Origin of the sequence: Kitasatospora sp. NPDC004723 (assembly GCF_040609255.1) — a bacterium.
Taxonomy (GTDB): Bacteria; Actinomycetota; Actinomycetes; order Streptomycetales; family Streptomycetaceae; genus Kitasatospora.
Genome location: NZ_JBEXJT010000042.1, coordinates 51,117 through 73,683 on the forward strand (window position 1 = coordinate 51,117; position 22,567 = coordinate 73,683).

At 72.8% G+C, this 22,567-nt stretch carries 16 protein-coding genes, 1 rRNA gene and 1 pseudogene; 14 read left to right on the forward strand and 4 right to left on the reverse strand.

From position 1 onward, the window contains the following. Positions 1-6 precede the first annotated feature (6 nt). Positions 7-201, reverse strand: coding sequence for a DUF1918 domain-containing protein (locus ABZW10_RS30085; protein ID WP_355372015.1), 195 nt, complete (start codon positions 199-201; stop codon positions 7-9). A 183-nt stretch (positions 202-384) separates the two neighbouring features. Next, positions 385-1,062, reverse strand: coding sequence for a TetR/AcrR family transcriptional regulator (locus tag ABZW10_RS30090; protein ID WP_355372017.1), 678 nt, complete (start codon positions 1,060-1,062; stop codon positions 385-387). Positions 1,063-1,188: 126 nt separating this feature from the next. On the opposite strand from ABZW10_RS30090, the gene ABZW10_RS30095 reads away from it, so the two are divergent. Then, complete coding sequence (locus ABZW10_RS30095) at positions 1,189-1,749, forward strand: hypothetical protein (RefSeq protein WP_355372020.1); 561 nt, start codon at positions 1,189-1,191, stop codon at positions 1,747-1,749. A 129-nt stretch (positions 1,750-1,878) separates the two neighbouring features. On the opposite strand, the gene ABZW10_RS30100 is transcribed toward ABZW10_RS30095, so the two are convergent. Then, complete coding sequence (locus ABZW10_RS30100; protein ID WP_355372022.1) at positions 1,879-3,546, reverse strand: FAD-binding protein; 1,668 nt, start codon at positions 3,544-3,546, stop codon at positions 1,879-1,881. 1,859 nt (positions 3,547-5,405) lie between these two features. Here ABZW10_RS30100 and ABZW10_RS30105 point away from each other — a divergent pair. Continuing rightward, the gene (locus ABZW10_RS30105; RefSeq protein ID WP_355372025.1) at positions 5,406-6,167 is read left to right on the forward strand and encodes a hypothetical protein; all 762 of its coding nucleotides are present in this window, start codon (positions 5,406-5,408) and stop codon (positions 6,165-6,167) included. A gap of 128 nt (positions 6,168-6,295) precedes the next feature. Next, positions 6,296-7,639: a GH1 family beta-glucosidase gene (locus ABZW10_RS30110; RefSeq protein ID WP_355372028.1), complete on the forward strand. Its 1,344-nt coding sequence runs from the start codon at positions 6,296-6,298 to the stop codon at positions 7,637-7,639. 381 nt (positions 7,640-8,020) lie between these two features. Here ABZW10_RS30110 and ABZW10_RS30115 read toward each other — a convergent pair whose 3' ends face one another. Beyond that, positions 8,021-8,146: a hypothetical protein gene (locus tag ABZW10_RS30115; protein ID WP_355372031.1), complete on the reverse strand. Its 126-nt coding sequence runs from the start codon at positions 8,144-8,146 to the stop codon at positions 8,021-8,023. Between ABZW10_RS30115 and ABZW10_RS30120 the strand changes: the two genes are divergently transcribed. The 11 genes and pseudogenes from ABZW10_RS30120 to ABZW10_RS30170 form a co-directional block, all read left to right on the forward strand. Beyond that, positions 8,145-8,672 (forward strand): hypothetical protein, encoded by a 528-nt coding sequence (locus tag ABZW10_RS30120; RefSeq protein ID WP_355372034.1) that lies wholly within the window; start codon positions 8,145-8,147, stop codon positions 8,670-8,672. The genes ABZW10_RS30115 and ABZW10_RS30120 overlap by 2 nt on opposite strands. A gap of 492 nt (positions 8,673-9,164) precedes the next feature. Then, entirely contained in the window at positions 9,165-9,887 is a 723-nt protein-coding gene (locus ABZW10_RS30125; protein WP_355372037.1) for a phospholipid scramblase-related protein, read from the forward strand. 239 nt (positions 9,888-10,126) lie between these two features. Further along, positions 10,127-10,492, forward strand: a pseudogene (locus tag ABZW10_RS30130) (phosphotransferase); the annotation flags it as partial. A gap of 239 nt (positions 10,493-10,731) precedes the next feature. Next, positions 10,732-12,246 carry a TIGR02677 family protein gene (locus ABZW10_RS30135; RefSeq protein WP_355372039.1) on the forward strand — a complete coding sequence of 505 codons (1,515 nt, stop codon included), beginning with the start codon at positions 10,732-10,734 and terminating at the stop codon, positions 12,244-12,246. Then, entirely contained in the window at positions 12,243-13,457 is a 1,215-nt protein-coding gene (locus ABZW10_RS30140) for a TIGR02678 family protein (protein WP_355372042.1), read from the forward strand. Before ABZW10_RS30135 ends, ABZW10_RS30140 begins: the two co-directional genes overlap by 4 nt. Before the next feature lie 16 nt (positions 13,458-13,473). Beyond that, positions 13,474-17,559: a TIGR02680 family protein gene (locus ABZW10_RS30145; RefSeq protein WP_355372044.1), complete on the forward strand. Its 4,086-nt coding sequence runs from the start codon at positions 13,474-13,476 to the stop codon at positions 17,557-17,559. Then, positions 17,556-18,782, forward strand: a complete 1,227-nt coding sequence (locus tag ABZW10_RS30150; protein ID WP_355372047.1) for a TIGR02679 family protein — start codon at positions 17,556-17,558, stop codon at positions 18,780-18,782. Before ABZW10_RS30145 ends, ABZW10_RS30150 begins: the two co-directional genes overlap by 4 nt. Positions 18,783-18,953: 171 nt before the next feature. Further along, the gene (locus ABZW10_RS30155; protein WP_355372050.1) at positions 18,954-19,538 is read left to right on the forward strand and encodes an isochorismatase family protein; all 585 of its coding nucleotides are present in this window, start codon (positions 18,954-18,956) and stop codon (positions 19,536-19,538) included. Further along, positions 19,535-20,503 (forward strand): DJ-1/PfpI family protein, encoded by a 969-nt coding sequence (locus ABZW10_RS30160; RefSeq protein WP_355372053.1) that lies wholly within the window; start codon positions 19,535-19,537, stop codon positions 20,501-20,503. The genes ABZW10_RS30155 and ABZW10_RS30160 overlap by 4 nt, the downstream gene beginning before the upstream one ends. Before the next feature lie 254 nt (positions 20,504-20,757). Next, complete coding sequence (locus tag ABZW10_RS30165) at positions 20,758-21,714, forward strand: acyl-ACP desaturase (RefSeq protein WP_355372056.1); 957 nt, start codon at positions 20,758-20,760, stop codon at positions 21,712-21,714. A 565-nt stretch (positions 21,715-22,279) separates the two neighbouring features. Beyond that, a 16S ribosomal RNA gene (locus ABZW10_RS30170) occupies positions 22,280-22,567 on the forward strand; the annotation flags it as partial.

Genomic DNA, 22,567 nt, shown 5'->3' on the forward strand with positions numbered 1-22,567 from the left:
GTGGCGTCAGTGGATCGCCTCGCGGGGTTCGATGTTGCAGTCCGGACCGGGGTAGATCAGGCCCGTGTGGCCGTCCTCGAAGCGGACCACGTACGGTGGCTGGCCGTCCTGGCCGCGCACCTCGACGATCTCGCCCTTCTGGTCGGTCATGCCCACCGCCCGGCTGTGGATGTGGAGCTGGTCGCCTACTGCTGCGTGCATGGTCGTGCTCCTCGCGGTGTGTGCGGACGCCGGGACCGGCGGGGCGGCCGTTGCCCCGTTCCTCTGTCTCCACTGTGCTTCCGGCCCGCCCGGGCCGCAACGGCTCGCCGGCTCCGCCAGGGCCGGGCGAGCCGCGCCGGGACCCGACCGGACCCGTGGGGGCCTGCTCCGGTCCGCGCGGGCTCAGTGCGGGCCGAGCTGCTCGACGAGGTAGCCGCGGACCAGCCGCTTGCACTCGGCGATCATCGCCGGATCGCCCTGCGGGTCGCCGCGGAAGGCGAGCTTGAGCACCGCGTCCGCCGCCTCCAGCGCGACCCGCAGTCCGAGCGTGAGGGCCACCGGGTCGGCCGCCGCGAAGAGTTCGCCGCCGAGCGCCTGGAGCCGCAGCGCGACCGCCGTGTTGTTGTCCACCTCGGTGTCCAGCAGGTGCCGGTCGTCCCGGACACCGCTCGGCGCGGCCGGACCGGCGAACCCGAAGTCCACCTGCCCGAAGCCGGGGACCGTGCGCTTCATCGCGACGAACTCCTCCACCGCGAGGTCGGTGAATCCGGCCGGGCCGGTGGGCGGCTCGGCGCGCAGCCGGCCGTCGAGCCGGTCCAGGTAGCGGTCGAGGTTGCGGCCGGCGAGCGCGGCCAGCAGGTCCTCCTTGCCCGCGAAGAACTGGTAGAGCGTGCCGATCGGCACCTGCGCGCGCTGGGCCACCTCCTTGGTGGTGAGCGCCGCCGCCCCGGCCTGGTCGAGCAGCGCGGCACAGGCGTCCAGGATCCGCTCGTAGCGCTCCTGGCTGCGCTGCTGCACCGGCCGCCGCCGCCCGGCGCCGGTCCGCCCGGGGGCCGGGTGACTCCTCGTGTCCGCGCTCATGGGGCCACTGTGCCGCATCGGCCGTTCGCCGGGCCAATTGCGCGGGGCCGTCCTCGGGACGGTCCCCGCAGGTCCGGCGCAGGCCATAGGCTCTGCGCTGATCACCAGGGGCAGGGAGAGGAAGACATGGGGCAGAAGATCATCCGGTTCTCGGACCTGACCGGCCGGCACGCGGAGGAGGAGGGCCTGGTGCGGATCGTCGTGCGGGAGCACCCCGAGCTGGTCGACGGTCCGGTCGAGATCGAGGCGCTGCCCGGGGAGCTGGCCGGGGTCGCGGACCTGGCACTCGACCTGGTGACGGTCGAACTGCACCACCCGGACGGGGACGAGCCGGAGACCGTCGTGATGACCGTCGAGGCGTTCGACCGGCTGGCCACGGTCGCGCCGATGGCCGAGGTGCTGCGCGGCGCCGAGCGGGCCGCCCCCGCCGTCCCGGGCCCCGGCGCGCCGGCCGTCGCCGCCACCGCCCGCGAGCGGGTCAACTACGCGAGCCTGGAGCACGCCGGGCGCCCCCACAAGGGCCGTACCACCGACGCCGAGAAGCAGCTCGTCCGACAGCACCTGGACGAGATCAACGAGCGGCTGGCCGCCGAGGGCGTCCGTACCGTCGACCTGGCCAACGCCGAGCACGTCACTCGCTACGGCCTGGAGGACCTGGCCCGCGAGCGCGGCGCCACGCTGGGCTGACGCCCGCACCGGTCGCGGCGGCCGGCCGGCACACGCCGACCGGCTGCCACGACCAGGGTGACGCCCGGGGCGGCGGTGTCGACGGCGACCAGGACCGCCCCGGCACCTCCAATCCCGGCGCAGTGGCGCCTACTCCGGGAGCGTGACCGAGAGGGCGTGCCGGAAGACGTTGCGCGGGTCCCACCGGGCCTTGACCCGCTGCAGGCGCGGGTAGTCGTCCTTGTAGTAGAGGGTGTACCAGGGGACGCCCGAGGTGTTCCAGGCCGGGTCGGCGAGGTCGACGTCCGGGTAGTTGATGTACGACCCGTCGCTCACCCTCCCCGGTACGGGCACACCGCCGGTGTCCTCGTAGACCTCCCGGTAGAGCGCGCGCACCCAGGAGAGGTTGGCGCCGTCGTCCTCCTCCCCGGCCCAGACGCTGTGGTAGACCGCCTTCATCACCACGTCCCGCTGGGCCACCGCGGTCGCGCCCGGCTCCACGGCCCGGACCCGGCCGCCGTAGCCGACCAGCAGCATGCCGCAGGCGGCGTTGCCCGTGTCGTTGGTCAAGTGGCGGTGGATCGTGGCGAGTTGGGCATCGGTGAAGGAGCGTCTGAGGTAGCCGGCCTTGCCCTTGTACCGGCGGGTGATGATGTCGCCGGCCTCGCCGTTGCCCGGCCAGGTCATCGGGTAGAGCCACGGGACGGTCGCGCTGCCGCCGTCGACGTCCAGACCGGTGCCGGCGTTCACCTGGTCGACGAAGTCCTTGACCATGTCCGCCGCGCCGGGGATCCCGGCGTCGATCTGGACCACCATCGAGAAGGTGGTCGCCTCGCGGTGGTTGAGCCGCAGGACCGCGTACAGGCCGACAGCGGGCGAACCGGGGTCGCTGTTGCGCTCGTGCCAGGCGCAGAAGTTGCGCAGCAGGGTGGTGAACGCCCGCCGGGTCGTCCGAGGGCTGTCCCAGGACCACTCGACCAGCGCCTCCAGCATCTCGGCGGGCGCCGGCGGCAGCAGACGGCACGGGTCGGGAGCCGCCGCACGGGCCTCGGCGTCGGCCTGCGGCGAGCGCAGCCAGTACCGGGTGACCACGCCGAAGTTGCCCCCGCCGCCGCCGGTGTGCGCCCACCACAGCTCGCGGTCGGGGTCGTCCGGCTCGCGGGTGGCGACCACGGCGCGGGCGGTTCCGTCGCGGTCGACGACCACCACCTCCACGCCGTACAGGTGGTCCACCACCGAGCCGTAGCGCCGCGACAGCGGCCCGTACCCGCCGCCGACCAGGTGCCCCCCGGCGCCCACCTCCGGGCAACCGCCAGCGGGCACGGTCACGCCCCAGCCCCGGAACAGCGTCCGGTACACCCGGCCGAGCGTGGCGCCCGGCTGCACCTCGAAGGCCCGCCTCCCCGGGTCGTAGCCCACCGCGTCCAACGGGGAGAGGTCCAGCAGCAGCCGGATCGCGGGGTCGGCGGTGAAGCCCTCGAAGCAGTGGCCGCCGCTGCGTACGCCGATCCGCCGACCGTCGCGGACCGCCTCCTGCACCGCCCGCACCACCTGCTCGGTGGTGCCGACGACCCGGATCTCGTCGGGGTGTCCGACGAAGCGCTGGTTGTCGCCCTTCAGCAGGCTCGCGTAGCGCGGGTCACCGGGGCGCACGACGGCCGGACCGAAGGGGACCGGTTCGCGGTGCCCGGCCGCCCCGGCGGGCTCCGTCGTCGCCGCCGTCGCCGTCGCGGTCACCGCTGCGGCGGCGAGGCCGCCGGCGGCGGTGAGCAGCGCGCGCCGTCCCGGGCTCGCCGCGTTCGTGGGTTCTCGATGCATCGTCAGCTCCCCGGGGGTGAAAGCCGGTCTCCCCGGTAGCATGCGCGCTCGTGCCAGGGCGCGGCCAGTGTCCGGCCGGACGTGTCGGCGGATCCCGTGGTGCACGCTCGCGGAGCGCCTCCTCAGCCCGCAGGCCCCACGCCCCGCTGCCGTTACCCCTGTGGTGTGAACGGCGCGGGCCGATCCCCCTCGGAAGGCGTGTCGGAAGGACGCGGGCGGTGTTCGGGGTAATAACTAGCTCATATGCCCGGCTGGAAACTGTCCTTCTGCGCGGCTGCCGCCGTCCTGGTGGTGGCCGGATCGGCCACCGGTCCGCCGCTGGCCAACTCGGCCGCCAACCTCCCCTACGGCGGCCCGGGCGCCGGCGCGTTGACGCTGACGGTGACCGTCGACGGCCGTGCGGGCACCCCCGTGGTGAAGGCCGGCGACGACGTGCGGATCAGCTACCGACTGCGCAACGACGGCGAAGCCCCGGTCGTCGACCTGCAGATCACCGACACCCTCGCTCCCGGGATCGAGCCGCATTGCCCGGGCCGCGACGCCGACGGCAACCTCCGACTCCCCCCGGTCGCCACCCTTGTCTGCACGGCGACCGTGCGTGCCCTCCCCGGTGAACACGAGGGCCTGGTCACCGCCCGCGGTGTGCTCGCCTACGGCCACTACGTCCTCACCCGCACGGCACACTCGGGCTACACCGCCGTGGGCGCGAGCCCGGCCGCTCCCTCCGTCGCGGCAGCACCGGGCGCGGGGGTACCCACCGTGGGGACACCCGGCGCTGGGACACCCGGCGCGGGGGTGCCCGCCGCGGGCACACCCAGTGCAGGGACACCCACGCCGGCGGCCGGGGCGACGGGAGCACCGGTGTCCGCTCCGGCAACACCTGCCGCACCCGGCTGCGAAGTCGGTGCTCCCCAACCGGGGACCCCGGCGGGCGGAGCGGCAGCGCCGGGCGGTCCTGTGCCCGGTGGTCCCACGCCCGGGGTTCCCGCAGCCGCTGCCCCGGGACCCGGAGCACCGGCACCGGTAGCGGTAGCGGTGGCGGGCGTACGCGCAGGTGAGGTCGCCGCCGTCGGGGCGCCCGCAGCCGGGGCTGCGGTCGGCGGGGCTCCTGCGCCTGCGGCGCCTGCGGTCGGGGCTGCCGCACCCGGGGCTCCTCCACCGGGGGCTGCGGCACCTGGGGTGCCGGCGGGCGGGACCGCCGCCGTCGGGGCTCCAGCACCCGGGGCTCCAGCACCCGGGGCGCCTGCGGCCGGGGCTGCTGCACCCGGGGCTCCCGCGCCCGCGGCGCTCGCACCAGGGGCTGCGGCACCTGGGGTGCCGGCAGGTGGGGCCGCCGCCGTCGCGGTACCCGCGGCGGGAGCTGTGGCAGCCGGAGCTCCCGCAGTCGGCGCCGCCGCCGTCGGGGCTCCTGCACCCGGAGTTCCCCCCGCGGGCGTACCCGCTGCAGCCGCACCGGCCGCCGTTCCACCGGCCCCCGCCGCCCCGGCCGCCCCGGCCGTCCCTGCGCCCGCCGCCCCCGTCCCGGGTGCTCCCGGTGCCGCTGCGCCGGGCAACGGGCGCAGACCCGTGCAGACCTCGCCGAGCGGTGGTTCCAGTGCCGCGTCCCCGAGGCCCTCGCCATCCCCTTCAGCCTCCGCCTCCGCCTCGCGTTCCCCTGGCCCCGGCGCGGGGGGAGGCCACGTGACATCACCCCTCCTCCACACCGGCCGGTCCGCCACCCGCACGACGGCCACCGCTCTGCAGCAGCGCTTCCTCCTCATCTTCCTCCTGGTCCTCCTCATGCCCGCGATCGCCGCCGTAGCCATCGCGCGGCGTCGCCGTAGGCCGCGCCGCCGACCCGGCCCAACCTCAGGGGCGCCATGGAACACGTAATCGGAGTGATCGGAATCGTCGTCGGATTCGCCGCTGTCGCCGGGGGCGCCGCCCTGCTCAACAGCCGCAGGATCAGGCGATCGGAGCCGGAGGACGAGGCCCGCGACGACACCGCCGAGTACCTGACGATGATGGTCGGCGTGCTGTATGCCTTGGTGCTGGGCGTGGCGCTGGTCGCGGTGTGGGAGGCCAAGGGTGACGCCGGCGCCAACATCAGCGCCGAGGCAGGGGCGCTGCACCAGACGTATCTGTTGGCCGACGCGCTGCCGCCCGACGCGGCTCAGCAGGCCCGATCGGCGGCGGTCGCGTATGCCACCTACGTCCGGACCGAGGAGTGGCCCCTGATGGAGGAGCGCAAGGCGCTGGGCCCGCGCGGCTGGACGCTGCTGCACGACGTGCAGAACGCGTGGACGTCCTTCGAGCCCTCCACCAACGTGCAACAGCAGGTGGACCAGGTGGCGTTCGGGCAGATCTCCGTCGCCTACCAGTCGCGCCACGGACGCGAGTCGGCCGGCAGCGGAGGAATGTCGGGCGTGATGTGGTTCGGCCTTCTCGCCGGCGGTGCGCTCACCCTGGGCCTGATGTTCCTCTTCGGCATCCAGCGCACCCGCACCCATCTGGTCCTGGTCGTGGGCTTCACCAGCCTCATCGCGTTCATGGTCGTCTTCATCTACGCCCTGAACTCCCCCTTCGGCGGCCTGCTCGGCCTGAGTTCCGCGCCCTTCGCCGGGGTCGGTGTCGGAGGCTGACCCGAGGGCCAGCGGACCTGCCCTGTCCAAGGGGCCAGCCGTCCCCGGACAGTGGCCCGGCACCTCTGGTGTTTCGGCATGGCGCCAGTAACATGAGCAGTCCTCATGTTCTTGCCCGGGAGGCTGCCATGCCGGACCGCTACGACCTACCACCGGGGTTCCGCTGGGGTGTCGCCACCGCCGCGTACCAGATCGAGGGCGCGGTGGGGGAGGACGGCCGCGGCCCCTCCGTCTGGGACACCTTCACCGCCCGCCCCGGCGCCATCCGGGACGGGCACACCGGCGCGGTCGCCTGCGACCACTACCACCGCTGGCCCGAGGACATCGCCCTGCTCCAGGGCCTCGGCGTGGACGGCTACCGCTTCTCGATCGCCTGGCCCCGGATCCAGCCGACCGGCGCCGGAACCGTCAACCCCGCCGGACTCGCCTTCTACGACCGCCTCGTCGACGCCCTCCTCGACGCCGGCATCACCCCCCTCCCCACTCTCTTCCACTGGGACCTCCCGCAGGCCCTCGAAGACAACGGCGGCTGGCTCGACCGCGACACCGCCCACCGCTTCGCCGACTACGCCACCGTCATGGCCGACCGCCTCGGCGACCGCGTCCCCGCCTGGATCACCCTCAACGAGCCCTTCGTCCACACCGTCTTCGGCTACGCCCTCGGCATCCACGCCCCCGGCCGCACCCTGATGTTCGACGCCCTCCCGGCCGCCCACCACCAACTCCTCGCCCACGGCCTGGCCGCCTCGATCCTCCACGACCGCGGCCTCGACGTCCTGATCTCCAACAACCTCACCCCGGTCGGACCCGCCTCCCCCTCACCCGCCGACACAGCCGCCGCCAAGGCCTACGACGCCCTCCACAACCGCCTCTTCACCGACCCCCTCCTCCTCGGCCGCTACCCCGACCTCACCGCCCTCGGCGTCCCGGACGACATCTTCGGCGCCGTCCGTCCCGGCGACCTCGACCTGATCGCCGGTACCCCCCTCGACGGCCTCGGCGTCAACTACTACAACCCCACCCGCATCGGCGCCCCCACCGACCCCGCCCTCCCCTTCACCCTCCTCGACATCCCCGAAGCCCCCGCCCACACCGCCTTCGGCTGGCCCGTCGTCCCCGAAGGCCTCCGCCAACTCCTCCTCGACCTCCGCCAGTCGTACGGCAGCTCCCTCCCACCCATCACCATCACCGAGAACGGCTGCTCCGTCACCGAGGAAACCGCCCCCGACCACCCCCGCATCACCTTCCTCGCCACCCACCTCGACGCCCTCGCCCAGGCCGCCGCCGAAGGCATCGACATCCGCGGCTACTACACCTGGTCCCTCCTCGACAACTTCGAATGGGCCGAGGGCTACCACCAACGCTTCGGCCTCGTCCACGTCGACTTCGCGACGCAGCAGCGCACGCCCAGGGCCTCGTACGCCTGGTACCGCGACCTGATCGCGGCGCACCGGAGTTGCCGCGTAAAGTAGTTGGCCTTCGGGGTCCGTGGTGGAACGCGACGGTCCAGCCCCGGGAGGCGGGGCATTGGTGGACAGGGGCGTCTGTGGCTGCGCGTCACGGCAACAGGTGATGACAGGGTGATCGACAGGCCCAGGAAGCGGGCCATGTCGGTGGCGATGAAGCCCGAGGCGACGGGCGTTGACGGTGGTGCCGAAGCAGCCCGCCTCGGTGGCCAGGGTCTTGGTGGGTGCAGATGGCTCAGCGGCCTGTGGAGGACCGCAGGACCGTGAAGATCACCTGGTCCACCCGTCCGGGTTGGTGTGCCGTCCGGGGCCCACGCGGCGGGCGTCGGCACAATGAGGCATGGGATCAAGCCCTGGGCCGACGGGTTCACCGTCGGCGACACTCGATCAGGCCGCCGCGCGGGGCGAGCGCTGGTGGCCGGTGGCACTGGCGATCGTCACGGCCGCGATGCTCCACTTGGCGCTGCCCGCCGCGTACCGGCTGGACCCCGCATGGACGGTTCCCGTGGTCATGCTCACCCTGCTGGGGGCACTGATCCTTGGTGACCCGGGACGGATCGATCGGCAGAAGCGGTGGCTCAGAGTGGTCACCGACGTCATGATCGGCTTCATCACCGCGGCCAACCTCTATGCGGGTGTCCACCTGGTGGTGGACATCCTGACCAACAACAAGCTGTTCGCCAACAACGCCACCGGTCTGCTGGCCACCGGGGGAGTGACCTGGGCCACGAACGTGATCGCCTTCGCGCTGTGGTACTGGGACCTCGACCGAGGCGGTGCGGCTGCCCGCGCCCACCCGCTCCAGCCGAGCCCGAGCTTCGTTTTTCCCGAGATGCAGCACTCGGCCCACGCGACGGCCGACTGGGTGCCGACGTTCGCCGACTACCTGTCGCTGGCCTTCTGGACCGCCACGGCGTTCAGCCCGGCCGATGTCTCCGCCGTCAGGACATGGGCGAAGCTGCTGATGATGGTGGAGGCAGCGGCCTCCCTCATCCTTGGTGCCCTGGTGATCGCCCGCGCGATCAACATCCTGCAATAGGCGAGGCGGGCACACCGGCCTGTGGTGAGCAGCCGCCTCGTCGACGAGGTCCGTCGGATGGACACGACCGTTGTGAGCAGGCGCACCTGACTGCTGGCCACCGGTGCCCGGATGTTCTCCCCGGGCTGACGATGTGCCGGCCTGCGCAGGATGGCATGGCGTTCGACGGGTCGAGGGCTGCCGCCGGCGCTTCGGCCTCGTCCACGTCGACTTCGAGACGCAGCGCCGCACCCCCAGGGCCTCCTGTGCCTGATACCGCGACCCGATCGCGGCCCACCGGGCCTGACGCGCGCAGTGGTTGAGGTGTCTCGGCCGGGCCCGAGCCGGCGTCCCGGGTGTGACGTCGGTCATGCCGCCGCCGTCGGGTGGCGGACAACTGGCGCTCGCAGCCGCAGAAGCTGCAGGTCACGGGCGGAACCGGTGGTCCGTGGACAAACCGCGGCGGTCGAACGAACTGGCTATCCGGGGAGGATTGAGCCTAGCCTGCCCGCCATGTCCCAGAACACGAACACTCCCGGTTTCCCCGGGCAGCCGGTCGCTCCGGTCGGCGACTCCGCCAAGGTGCAGCGCCAGGTACAGCAGCAGGCGGGTGTCGGCCCGGTCTCCGGTGGCGGCGGCACCCTGTTCTCCGAGCCGGTCCTTGTGGTGAACCAGAAGGCCAAGCTGATCGAGCTGACCAACGAGTACGCCGTCTTCGACCAGCAGGGCGCCACGCTGGGCTCGGTGGTCCAGGTCGGCCAGAGCGGTCTGCGCAAGGCGGTACGACTGCTCACCTCCCTCGACCAGTATCTGACCCACAAGCTGGAGATCCGTGACGCGCACGGCAGCCCGGTGCTGCTGCTGACCCGCCCGGCGAAGTTCATCAAGTCGCGGGTGGTCGTGCAGCTTCCGAACGGCCAGGAAGTCGGCCAGATCGTTCAGCAGAACGCCATTGGGAAGATCAACTTTGCGCTGGAGGTCGGCGGGCGGAAGGTCGGCGCCGTCAAGGCCGAGAACTGGCGGGCCTGGAACTTCTCCATCGTCGACGAGACGGACGCCGAGATCGCCCGGATCACCAAGACCTGGGAAGGCCTGGCGAAGACGATGTTCACCACGGCCGACAACTACGTGCTCCAGATCCACCGCCCGCTCGCCGACCCGCTGCTCAGCCTCGTCGTGGCGACCGCGCTGACCGTGGACACCGCACTGAAGCAGGATGCCCGCGGCCTCGGATAGCCGCGACCGCACCCGTTGGTTGTTCGTGCCCACCCCCCGGCCGGCCAGGGGGTGGGGCACGAAGCCGGCAGGTGTCCGGCGCGGGCGGGGTGGAGAGCGGGGCCGCGTCACAGGGCGTCGATCCCGACGCTGGTGACGCGGCCGAACTCGCCGAGGAGCGGGGGCGGCCGCTCGGGCCGTCGCTCTCCAGCTGCCGATCTGGCAGATCGCCGTCACGAATGGAACGACAGGGCGTTCGACGGGCCGAGCGGGAGCTCGCCGCCCTCGACGGCCTGCCCCACCTCACCTCCGCCGTGGTCCACGGCGACCTCGGCGGGGAGAACGTGTTGTGGGAGACCGTCGACGGCCTGCCGAGGCTCAGCGGTGTGGTCGACTGGGACGAGGTCACCCTCGGCGATCAGGCCGAGGACCTCGCCGCGATCGGTGCCGGCTACGGCGAGGAACTGCTCGGCCGGGTGCTCGCCCTCGGCGGCGGGGCGGAGGGCGGCGACGCGGCCGCCCGGATCGCCGCGATCCGGGGCACCTTCGCCCTCCAACAGGCCCTCCAGGCACGGCGCGACGGTGATGAGGGGGAACTGGCCGACGGGCTGGCCGGCTACCGCTGAGCACATGTGCCACGCACCGTCGGCGCGGCCACGGTTGATGCCGGGGCTTTCCTCCGGTACGGCGCGCACCAGCCGTGCGCGCCCTGCCCGCCAGGGCCTCGGGGGCGTTCTGCCCGGTGGTGGTCGAGTTCCTGCCGGGCACGGGTGACCGGAGGCGGTCCGATCGGCTCTGCTGAACGGCCGCGTAATGTGGTGCCCGACGGACGGGAGGGGAGCTGTTGCGCAGGGTGCCGCCGGAGATGTTCCGGTTCACGACGGGGGAGAAGGCCGAGCTCTACGGTGCGATCCTCCAGGCCTTCGGCGCGGCCAACGAGCGGCTGGAGACCGCGCTCGGGCTGGATGACGTCCGCGCCCGGCTGCGGACGGTCGGGTGGCTCGACGCGGTGCACGACGACGATCTCCAGGAGGCGCTGCGGAAGCTCAGGGAGTGGCAGCTGCTGGACGTCGTCCAGAACCACGCGGAGAACTACCGCACCGCGGAGGAGTACGAGCGCCGCAACCTCCAGTACTCGCTCACCCGGCGCGGTGAGGCCGCGTTCGCCGGGGTCGAGCACGCCCTGTCCGTGCTCGCCTCGACGGGGGCGCTGCAGACGGCGGTGCTGGAGGCGATCACGGACCGGCTCGACGAGCTGTACGTGCTGCTGGGGGACCGCACGTCCTCGGACCGGCGGGTGTTCAGCACGCTGCAGGAGCTGGAAGGCCACCTGGAAGCGCTGCTGGCCAACACCAAGGCGTTCAACGGCGAGCTGCAGCGCCTGCTGCGCGCCGAGGGCGCGGACCTGGCGACCTTCCGGGAGGTGAAGGCCGCGACGGTGGCCTATCTCCAGGAGTTCCTCGTCAACCTCGACCAGCGCGGACAGACGGTCGCCTCCGCCGTGGAGCGGGTCGAGCACCGCGGCCTGGGCCTGCTGCACGAGCGGGCGCTGCGGGGCGCCGAGCTGCCGCCGGCCGCGGACGGCGATCCCGCGCCGGCCTGGCTGGAGCGGCGCCGGGCACGCTGGGAGGGGCTGCAGGCCTGGTTCCGGCCGGTGGACGGGGCGCGACCCCGGGTGGAGCAACTGCACGACGTGGCGCGCCGTGCGATCGTGACGCTCCTGCAGGTCCTCGACCGGATCACCGAGTCGCGGCGCCGTTCCTCCAGCGCCGTCCAGGACTTCCGGGAGCTGGCCCGCTGGTTCGCCGCAGCGCCCACCGAGGACGACCTGCACCGCCTCTGGTCGGCCGCCTTCGGCCTGGGCCCGGCCCGTCATGCCCATCTCGCCCACCCGGACCCGGAGTTGGCGCCGTCATCGGGCACTTGGGCCGAGGCCCCGCCGGTGGAAGTGTCGGCCCTGCTGCGCACCAGCGGCCGCACCGAGCGGTTCACCCGTACCGGGAAGGTGCGCGACATCGGGGGGATCAAGGCGGCCCGGGCCGAGCGGGCCCGCAAGGAACGTGCGGAACTCGAAGCGGCCTGGGACGTCCTGGGCACCGACGGTCCGGTCCGGCTCTCCGGCTTCGGCATGCTGGACCACGCCGTCTTCGAGCGGCTGCTCGACCTCCTCGGCCGGGCGCTGGCCGTACGACCGGACGCCGACGGAACGCGCCGGACGGTCACCTCCGACGGCCGGGTCGAGATCGTGCTCCGGCTGCCTCCCGACAGCGGGCGAGCTGTCCTGCGGACCGCTCGGGGAAGGCTGGAGGCGCCCGACTGCCTGGTGGAGGTCCGCAGACCCAGTGGCCCGCGGTCGTCCGCCGCAAAGGACGGAGCATGAGCACCCTCGCCAACCAACTGGTCCTGGCCGAGCGGCAGGACGTCGCCCGGGCCATCAGACTGCTGCTCGGCCGGCCGCTGATCACCGAGCGCGGCGACCCGCCGGCCTTCGAGCTGATCCGCCGTCGGCAGGGCCCGCTGACGAAGTGGTTCGACTACCACTGCGGCTGGCAGCTGGTGGTGGAGCCGCGCCTCGGGTACGCGCGCCTGCTCAAGATCCGGACCGTCCCCGATGCCTCGCGCCCGGCCCGTCGGCTGCGGTCCGGCAGGGCTCCGTTCGACCGCCGCCGCTACACCCTGCTGTGCGTCGTCGCGGCCGAGCTGCTCCCGGTCCCGGTGACGACGGTCGGCCTGCTCGCCGACCGCGTCGTCCAGGCCTGTGCCACCGACGGGGCGCTGCCGCCCTTCGACACGGCGAGCAAGCCCGAGCGGATGGCCTTCGTCGATGTCCTCAAACTGCTGGAGTCCTACGGCGCGCTCCTCACCGTGGACGGCGTCACGGACAGCTTCGTCGACTCGGCGAAGGCCAAGGTCCTCTACCGAGTGGACGCCACCGTGGTGATGCGCCTGCTCGCGGCGCCCGTCGGGCCGTCCCGACTGGCCGCCGCGGCCGAGGACGTGCCGCTGCGGTTCGAGGAACTCCTGCGGGGCACCGTGCGCGAGAGCCGGTACGGCGGCGCGGACGCCTCCGACGCGCAGCGCAACCTCCGGCTGCGGCACTCGGTGCTGCGACGGCTCTTCGACGATCCCGTCGTCCACCACGACGAGCTCGGCGCCGACGAACTGGCCTACCTCACCTCGCCGACCGGGCGCCAGATCGTCCGGCGCGCCGCCGAGCAGGGCGGCTTCGTACTGGAGGAACGGGCCGACGGCCTGCTGCTCGTCGACCCGGACGGGATCGCCACCGACAGCCGCTTCCCCGACGACTCCGCGACGGCCCGGGTCGCCGCCCTGCTCCTGCTGGAACCGCTGACCGCCGCTCCGGGCGGGCTGACACCGGAACAGCTCGCCGTCGAGGCGGCCGCACTCCTGCGGCGCTTCCCGCAGTGGGCGAAGAGCTACCAGTCGGAGGACGGCGCCCAGCGCCTCACGGCCGATGCCGTCCGTGTCCTCGGCGACTTCGGTCTCGCCCGACGGATCGGCGACCGCACGATACCCCGGCCGGCGGCATTCCGGTACCGCAGCAGCGTGGCCGACGGCCCCGCGACCTGACCAGGAAAGACTTCCGATGACCGCGACACGACTTCCGCAGCCCTCCACGTCACGGACGTCGGCCGGGGCGACACGGTGGCGGCCCTCCCGGGCGGGCATCCTCAACGTCTGGCGCTACTACGACGAGACCTTCACCTTCCACGAGGGCCGCCTGCTCCTGCGGGGACAGAACGGCACCGGCAAGTCCAAGGCCCTGGAGGTGCTCCTGCCGTTCCTGCTCGACGCCAGCCTGCGCCCCAACCGGCTCTCCACCTTCGGCGGCTCCGAGCGCACCATGCACTGGAACCTGATGGGCGAGGGCACCTCGGGCAAGACCCGCGTCGGGTACGTGTGGCTGGAGTTCGTCCGTGGCGACGGCGCTCCCGGCCGGTTCACCTGCGGCGCCAGGCTCCAGGCCAGCGTGCACACCACGGGTGTCACCGTCGACTACTTCACCACCGACGCGCGGATCGACCGCCCCGGCGGCCTCTCCCTGGTCAACGACGCGGGCCAGCCGCTCACCCGAGCCGCCCTGGCCGAAGCCCTGCAAGGCCGGGGCGAGCTGCACGGATCACCGGCCGACTACCGCAACACGGTCCGGAGCACGCTCTTCCCCGGACTGAGCGAGCAACGCTACGACGCCCTGATCACCGCCCTGCTCCAGCTCCGCACCCCCAAGCTCTCCGAGCGCCTCGATCCGTCGCTGCTGTCCTCCCTGCTCTCCCGGGCCCTGCCCCCGCTCGGCCAGGGCGAGCTCACCGAACTGGCCGAGGGCTTCGAGCGCCTCGACCGCCAGCGCGAACACCTGAAGTCCCTGGACGACGAGGTGGCCGCGGCCACCGCCGTCGCGGCCCAGCAACGCGGCTACGCCCAGCGCATCCTGCGCGCCGGGGCGGCGGCGCTCATCTCCGCGACGACCGAGATGGACAACCTCACCCGCGTCGCCAGGGAGAGCGAGAAGGAGCACGCCGAAGCCCTGCGCCGGCGCGATGAGGACAGAGGGGCGCGGGAGGAACTCGAACACCGGCGACAGGAGATCGAGGGCACCATCGAGGGACTGCTCGACTCCGAGGCCTACCGGCAGGGGCAGGAACTCGACCAGCTCCGTCGCAGGACCGACCAGGCCACCGCGACCGCCGCCCGTGCCCGCGCCGCCGCCGACCGGAAGGTTCAGGCGGCCGAGGAGGACGCCGGGCGTGCCGACGATGCACGGCTGCGCTCGGAGCAACGGGCCGAACACACCCGCGTGGCCCGGGAGGAGACGCGCGGCGCGGCGCGGCGAGCAGCCATGGAGTCCGTCTGCGCCGAGGTGCAGACGCTGCTCGGCGCCGCACCGGGTCCGTCCGGGGACGCGCAGGAGCAAGGGCGCACGGCACGCCGCCTGCTGCGCGGCGCGGTCGTCTCGCGGCACGGCCAGATCGCGGAGGTCCGCACCGCCGTCGAGCGTCATGAGCGTTCCCTCGCGGACCGGACGGCGGCGGAGCAGTACCTCGACACGGCGCGCGAACGGCTGGCCGGCGCGACCGCGAAACGCGAGGGGAACGCCCACGCCTACGAGACGGCCGTCGACGCCAACGCCGACCGGCTGCGCCGGTGGGCAACGGCCGACTGCACCGAGCTGTCGATCGACGACGTCGAGGAAGTCGCCTCCCGCGCCGCCGTCGAGACCGACGTCCTCGCGCTGGTCGAAGCCGCCGCCCGCGCCGCGGAGAGCTCCATCACCGCGGACGAGACGACCGCCCGCGCGGGCCGGGACGACGCCCGCGCCCGGCGTGACCTGGTCGTCGGGGACCTGGAGCGCACCGCCGCCGCGGCGGACCTCCCGCCGGCGCCGCCGCGGACCCGCACCGCCGACCGGTCGGTCCTGCCGGGTGCGCCACTGTGGCGACTGCTGGTGTTCCGGCCGGACGTGCCGCCTGCCGACCGGGCGGGCATCGAAGCGGCCCTGGAAGCGGCCGGCCTGCTCGACGCCTGGATGACCCCCGACGGAGGCCTCGCCGTCGCCGGGCACGACACCCTGGCCGATCCGGCATCGGCCCTTCCCGCACCGGGTCCCTCGCTGCTCGACGTCCTCGCTCCGGAACCCGACGGCCCGGTGCCGTCCGGCCGGGTGGAGAGGCTGCTGGCCGGCATCGCCTACGGCCCCGCGCTCCCGGCGGGCCACCCCGCCGCCGTGGCGGCCGACGGAAGCTGGCGGCTGGCGACGGTGGTCGGCTCCTGGACCAAGGAGGAGTCCAGCCACATCGGCGCCGCGGCCCGGGAGCGCGCCAGGCAGCGACGGATCGCGGAACTCACCGCCGAACTGGCCGAGGCCGAGGCCGGCGTCACCGGTTTCGAGACGCGGCTGCGCGCCCTCGCCGACCGCCGGGCGCGCCTCGGTGCCGACCTCGGCTCCCGGCCGCGCCACCGGGAGGTGGAGCAGGCCAAACGGGTCTGGGAACGCTCCGAGTCCGAGGTGGGAGCCCGCGAGGACGCCGTGCGCGAGGCCGTCGAACGGTTGGCGCGGCAGGAGGAGGCGGTCGCGGACGCGCTGCGCGCACTCGCCGTCGCCTCGGCCGAGCACGCCCTGCCGACCGAACGCGCCGCCCTGGACGCGACCGCCACGGCGGTCGACGCGCTGCGCGAGCAGGCAGACGTCTGGCTCGACGTGCACCTGGCCTGGACGGCCGCCCACCAGGCCTGGGACACCGCCCGCAGCCACGCCGAGGCGTCCCGGGGTGCGGCAGCCGAGAGCCTGGGCGAGGCCGAGGACGCCGAGGCCGCCGCCCGCGGGATCCGATCCGCGCTCCGGGCCGTCGAGAGCACCGTCGGCGAGGACTACCGCCAAGTGGCCGCCCGGATCAGCGACTTCCGAAAGCTGCTCGACCGGACCCGCCACGAGATCGACACCAGTGACCGGTCGCTCCTCGCCCTCGAAGGCCGGATCGGCGCGCTGGGCGCCACCACGGCCCAGGACGCGGCCCGGCGCGATGAGGCTGTGCTGGTCCGGAACGAGGCCGCCCACGGCTTCCGGCGCCTGTGCGTCCTGGGGTTCCCCGAGGACGCGGGCCTCGGGTTCGTCCTCACCGCCGTGGACGGCACCCGCGCCACCCTTGAGGCGGCACGCTCGACCGCCGCCGCGTGGCCCGACCTGCCGCACGGCACCAGGAACCTCGGCGACTCGCTGAACCGACTCTCCGAGGCCGTGCACCGCGCCCGCCAGAGCCTCAGCAACCGTGCCGACCTCGAACTCGAAGCCGAGGAGGACGTCCACGTCCTCACCGCCACCATCGACGGCATCCGGATCGGCGCGACGGGCCTCCTCGCCATCCTCACCGGCGACCGTGACCGCAGCCAGGACGACATCACCACCGCCGAGCGCAGCCTCTTCGACCGCACCCTCACCGGCGACACCCGCCGCCACCTCGCCTCCCGCATCCGCCAGGCCGGTGACCTCGTCGAGCGGATGAACGGCCACCTCGAACGGGTCCGCACCGCCTCACGGGTGGCCGTCCGGCTGGTGTGGCAGATCCACCCCGACCTGCCCGCCGGCACCCGGACGGCCCGTGAACTGCTGCTCAAGGACCCGGCCCGGATCACCGAAGCCGACCGCGAGGCCCTGCACGCCTTCTTCCGGGGCCGCATCGAGGAGGCCAAGACCCGCAACACGGCGGCGACGTGGGAGGAGCAGCTCGCCGAGGTCCTCGACTACACGGCCTGGCACCAGTTCGTCGTCAAGCTGGACCGCGCCAACGGCGCCGGGTGGCAACTGCTCACCAAGAAGCTCCACGGCGCGCTCTCGGGCGGCGAGAAGGCCATCGCCCTCCACCTGCCGCTGTTCGCCGCCGTGGCCGCCCACTACGAGGCGGTGCCGGAGTCCCCGCGACTGATCCTGCTGGACGAGGTCTTCGTCGGCGTCGACACCGTCAACCGCGGGCAGGTCTTCGGCCTCCTCGCCGCACTCGACCTCGACCTGGTGCTCACCTCCGACCACGAGTGGTGCACCTACCGGGAACTCTCCGGCATCGCCGTCCACCAGCTGATCACCGGCGGCGACGGCGACGACGCCGTCACCAGCGCCCGCTTCACCTGGACGGGCACCGAGCTGCTGCCCGACGAAGCCGACACCGAAGAACCGGCATGACGGACCGCCACCCCCTCGACCTCCCCGAGCTCCGACCCCTCTGGTCGGCCGTCCACGACCGCCTCTCGACCGGCCGCCCCGTCAGCCGGGTACGGTCCGGACCGCTCGACGACGCGGGCCGGGAGGCACTGGCCGACCTCCTCGGACTCGACCGGCTCCCCGGTACCGAACCGACGATCCCCCTCGCGGGACTCGACCACGCCGTGCTGGACGCCTGCGGCCGACCCGTGCGGGACGTGGTGGCCCTGATCCTCGGACCGATCCACGACCGGGCCGCCGAGCGCGAACGCAGGACCGGCCAACGCGACGCCCTGTGGGAGTGGTTGGCCGGCCACGAGGTGGTCACCGCCCAGCCCGCTCTCCTGGACTGGGTCGGCCACCTGCGGACCACCGGCCTCGTCGACGGTTCACCCGACCGTACCCGGGGCCTGCTGACCGCCGCGCTGGCCGTCCTGGCCGCGCTCCCGGCCGACGGCGAGCCGCTCCCGGTCCTCGCCGCCCGCCTCCTCGACGGTGACTCCCATGCCCTCGACGACGGGACCCGGTTGTCCTCCCTGGTGCTGCGGGCACTGGCGGTGCTGTACGGGACAGCCGTGCCGGACGCCGCCGAGCAGCGACGCGCACTCTGGAGTCGAGCCGGCGTGGCCGACGACGGACTGTCCTCCAGCGTGCTCGCCGCCGGTCTCCGCCCGCAGGGAGGGGGCCCGGTCGCCGAGATCGCCCGGATCTGCGGCGGAGCCGGCCACCCCGTCAGCCTCACCCTCGCCCAACTGCGCGCACCCGGTGATTTCACCGGCCCCGCAGGCCCCGTGCACATCACCGAGAACCCCAGCGTGCTCGCCCTGGCCCTACGGCGATTCGGCCACCACTGTCCGCCGCTGGTCTGCACCTCGGGGTGGCCCAACACGGCCGTGATCCACCTGCTGCGCCGACTCGCCGACGACGGCGCATCCCTGTACTACCACGGTGACTTCGACGGAGAGGGGGTCCGCATAGCGGCCCATGTCCTGGCCAAGACAGGAGCCGTCCCCTGGCGGATGTCGGCCGACGACTACCGGGCCGCCGTACCCCGGGTTCCCGCCGGCCCCGACCCGGGGCGCCTCACGCCCGCACCGTGGGACCGCGCACTCGTCGACTCCATGGCGGAGCTGCGCACCGCAGTGGTCGAGGAGGTGGTCGCGGACCTGCTCCTCGACGACTTGGCAGAACACCGCCGCGGATAGGGTCACAGCCCGTTCGACGGCCTGACGGCCACCACCAACGCTTCGGGGCCTCGTCCACGCCGACTTCGCCACCTGGCGCCGTACCCCCCCCGAGCAACCTGACCGGATCGTTCCGCATCCAGGCCCGATGGGGTCTTCGCCCGGGCACCCCGGGGCGGTGAGGATCGGGGTATGACCAACGCACTCCTTGTCATCGACGTCCAGGAATCCTTCCGCCGCCGCGAGAACTGGGCGGCCGTCTCCGACCCCGGGATCGTCGGGCAGGTCGCCCGGCTCGTCGAGTACGCCCGGGCCAAGGGCGACCTCGTCGTCTGGGTCCTGCACGCCGAGCCCGGCACCGGGACGGTGTTCGACCCCGCCCTCGGCCACGTCCGCCTGATGGAGGGGCTGGAGCCGGTGGAGGGCGAGCCCGTCGTCACCAAGACCTCGCACAACGCGTTCACCACCACCAATCTGCAGCAGCTGCTCACCCAGCGGGGGATCCGAGAACTGGTGGTCAGCGGCATCCGCACCGAACAGTGCTGCGAGACCACCACCCGGGTGGCGGCCGACCTCGGCTACGAGGTCACGTTCGTGGTCGACGCGACCGCCACCCATCCGATCGAGCACCGTGACGCGCCCGCCGGTCGCAGCCTCGACGAGATCCTCGCCGATCCGCGCACGCTCCCCACGGAGGAGATCATCGCCCGTACCGAGTACGCTCTGGCGGGCCGCTTCGCCACCGTCACCACCGTGAAGGAGCTGACCGGATCGTGACCCGTGTCGTCTTCCTGCTGGTCCCGCAGTTGCACCTGCTGGACCTCGCCGGGCCCGCCCAGGTGTTCTCGACGGCGGCCGACCACGGGCTCGGCTACGCGGTCGGCCACGTGGCCGAGCAGGAGGACGTCCTCACGGCGCAGGGGATCACGCTGCGGGCTTCCGTCGAGTGGCCGCAGCTCACGCCGGACGACCTGGTCGTGGTCCCCGGTTGGCGGGCGTCGACGCTGCGGGCGCACGGGGACCTCTCCCCGGCGACGCTGGAGCGGCTGGCCGCCCACCATGCGGCCGGCGGTACGGTCGCCAGCGTCTGCGCGGGCGCGGACGCGCTCGGCCGGGCGGGGTTGCTGGACGGGCGCCGCTGCACCACGCACCACGACCTGCAGGACGAACTGGCCCGCCGCCACCCGAGGACGGTCGTGGTGCGCGACGTGCTGTACGTGGTGGACGACCGGGTGGTGACCTCGGCCGGCATCGCGAGCGGCATCGACCTGAGCCTGCACCTGGTCGCCGTCCGGCACGGGCCGGCGGCGGCCGCCCGGATCGCGCGGGAGATGGTCGTCTACGCGCGGCGCAACGGCGACGAGCGGCAGGTCAGCGTGATGCTCCGGCACCGCGCCCACCTGGTCGACGCCGTCCACCGGGTGCAGGACCTGATCGACGCCCGCTTCACCGCCCGGCTCAGCCTCGCCGACCTGGCAGGCGCGTCGGGCGTCAGCGAACGCACCCTCACCCGCCACTTCACCGAGGCCACCGGACGCACCCCGCTGCGCTACCAGCAGGAACTGCGCGTCGAGCGGGCCGAGCACCTCATCGCGCACGGCGCCACCACGGAGGCCGCCGCCCGCGCGGCCGGCTTCCAGGACGCCCGGATGCTCCGCCGCCTACGGGCACGCGCCGGAGCCGTCCGCGAAGTGGACGTGCCGGCGGGGCGCGGCAACTCCTCCGCCGGATGGTCGACCTGATCGGCCCGTGGCTGCCGATCAGGGCCTTGCGGCAATGACAGCCCGTTCGTGCGCGTCCTGGGCTGAGGCTTGGTCGACGAGCGACGGGTTCGGCGGCTCCGGTGGGGGTCTGGCCTCGACCGGAGCCGCCACGCGTCGGGGAGCCCTGGCTGTGACGAATGGGGTCGAAGGGCCCCAGACAGCGCCGAGGTGGTGAACCTACGGTGGCGTTACCTACGGAACCGTAGGTTTGTTCGTCGATCGAGAGTTGAACCGTGAGCAGCACCTCCTCCCACGTCCGGTGGACCGATGCCCGACTCCTGCAGGCCCTGGAGGAGGTGGTGGAGCGGGAGCTCAACCGCCATCTGCGGGTCTTCAAGGAGTGGATGCCGCACGAGTACGTGCCCTGGAGTCGGGGGCGGGACTTCGACGGGCCGCTCGGTGGCGAGGCGTGGGCGGTCGAGCAGTCGCCGCTGACCGAGGTCGGGCGGGTCTCGCTGGTGGTGAACCTGCTGACGGAGGACAACCTGCCGAGCTACCACCACGAGATCGCGACCCTGTTCGGCCGGGACGGGGCCTGGGGGACGTGGGTACACCAGTGGACGAGTGAGGAGGCCCGGCACTCGATGGTCTTGCGCGACTACCTCATCGCCTCCCGCGCCGTCGACCCGGTGGAGCTGGAGCGCGCCCGCATGACCCATATGCAGAACGGCTTCGTCTCCGACAACCGGCACTCGCCGCTCCACACGGTCGCGTACGTCGCCTTCCAGGAGCTGGCCACCCGCATCTCGCACCGCAACACCGGGCACGCCTCGGGCGACCCGGTCTGTGACCGGATGCTGGCACAGGTCGCCAATGACGAGAACCTGCACATGATCTTCTACCGGAACCTGCTCGGGGCCGCGTTCGAACTCGCCCCCGACCAGGCGATGCAGGCCGTCAATGAGGTGGTGACGAACTTCCGCATGCCGGGCCACGGCATGCCCGGCTTCGAGCGTGCCGCCGCTCGGATCGCCGTCGACGGCGTGTACAACCTCCGCGTCCACCTCGATGACGTGCTGCTGCCCGTCCTGCGCAATCTCAAGGTGATGGAGGTCGGCGGACTGGGGCCGGACGGGCTGAAGGCCCAGACGGAGCTGGGGCTGATGCTCGACGGTCTGGCCGTCCAGGCGGCCCGGTTCGACGAACGGCAGGCGGCGATCCGCGCTCGGCGGGCCGCGGCCAAGGGCTGACCTGCCGGGGCGTTTGGATCAGGCGCGGAAGTAGGGATAGAGTCTCCCAGTCGCTCGACAGGGAGTACCGGACACGCATCGGCGCGGACGGTCCCGGGGCGGCCAATCCTTTGAAACACACTTCTCGGTTCGGACCGGGTCGCTTTCGCGTGCTCGCGTTGCGGCCCGGTGCTTATGTGGTGTGCGCGTTTTATTGGATTGCGGCCGATTCGCTTTTCGGAGCGGGGATCGGTTAGAGTTTGAAACGTCGGACGGGGCGTCAAGCCGCAGAAGACGTCGACAAGTTGGACGAAGGAAGCGCCGGGAACGGCACGGAAAACGTCTGATAAGCTCGAAACACGAAAGAACGAAGCGCCCGGAGGGCCCGCTGGAAGGCGGCTCGAAGGAAGCGTCCGTTCCTTGAGAACTCAACAGCGTGCCAAAAGTCAACGCCAGATATGTTGACATCCCCGGCCTCGGACTTGTTTCGGGGTTGGAGATTCCTTTTGAAATAACACTAGCGAGGACGCAGTGCGCGGGACCGCCCTATTCCGGTGGTTGCCGTGCCGCTCTCGTGGATGAAGCATTCACGGAGAGTTTGATCCTGGCTCAGGACGAACGCTGGCGGCGTGCTTAACACATGCAAGTCGAACGGTGAAGCCCTTCGGGGTGGATCAGTGGCGAACGGGTGAGTAACACGTGGGCAATCTGCCCTGCACTCTGGGACAAGCCCTGGAAACGGGGTCTAATACCGGATATGACCTGGGACCGCATGGTCTTGGGTGTAAAGCTCCGGCGGTGCAGGATGAGCCCGCGGCCTATCAGCTTGTTGGTGGGGTAATGGCCTACCAAGGCGACGACGGGTAGCCGGCCT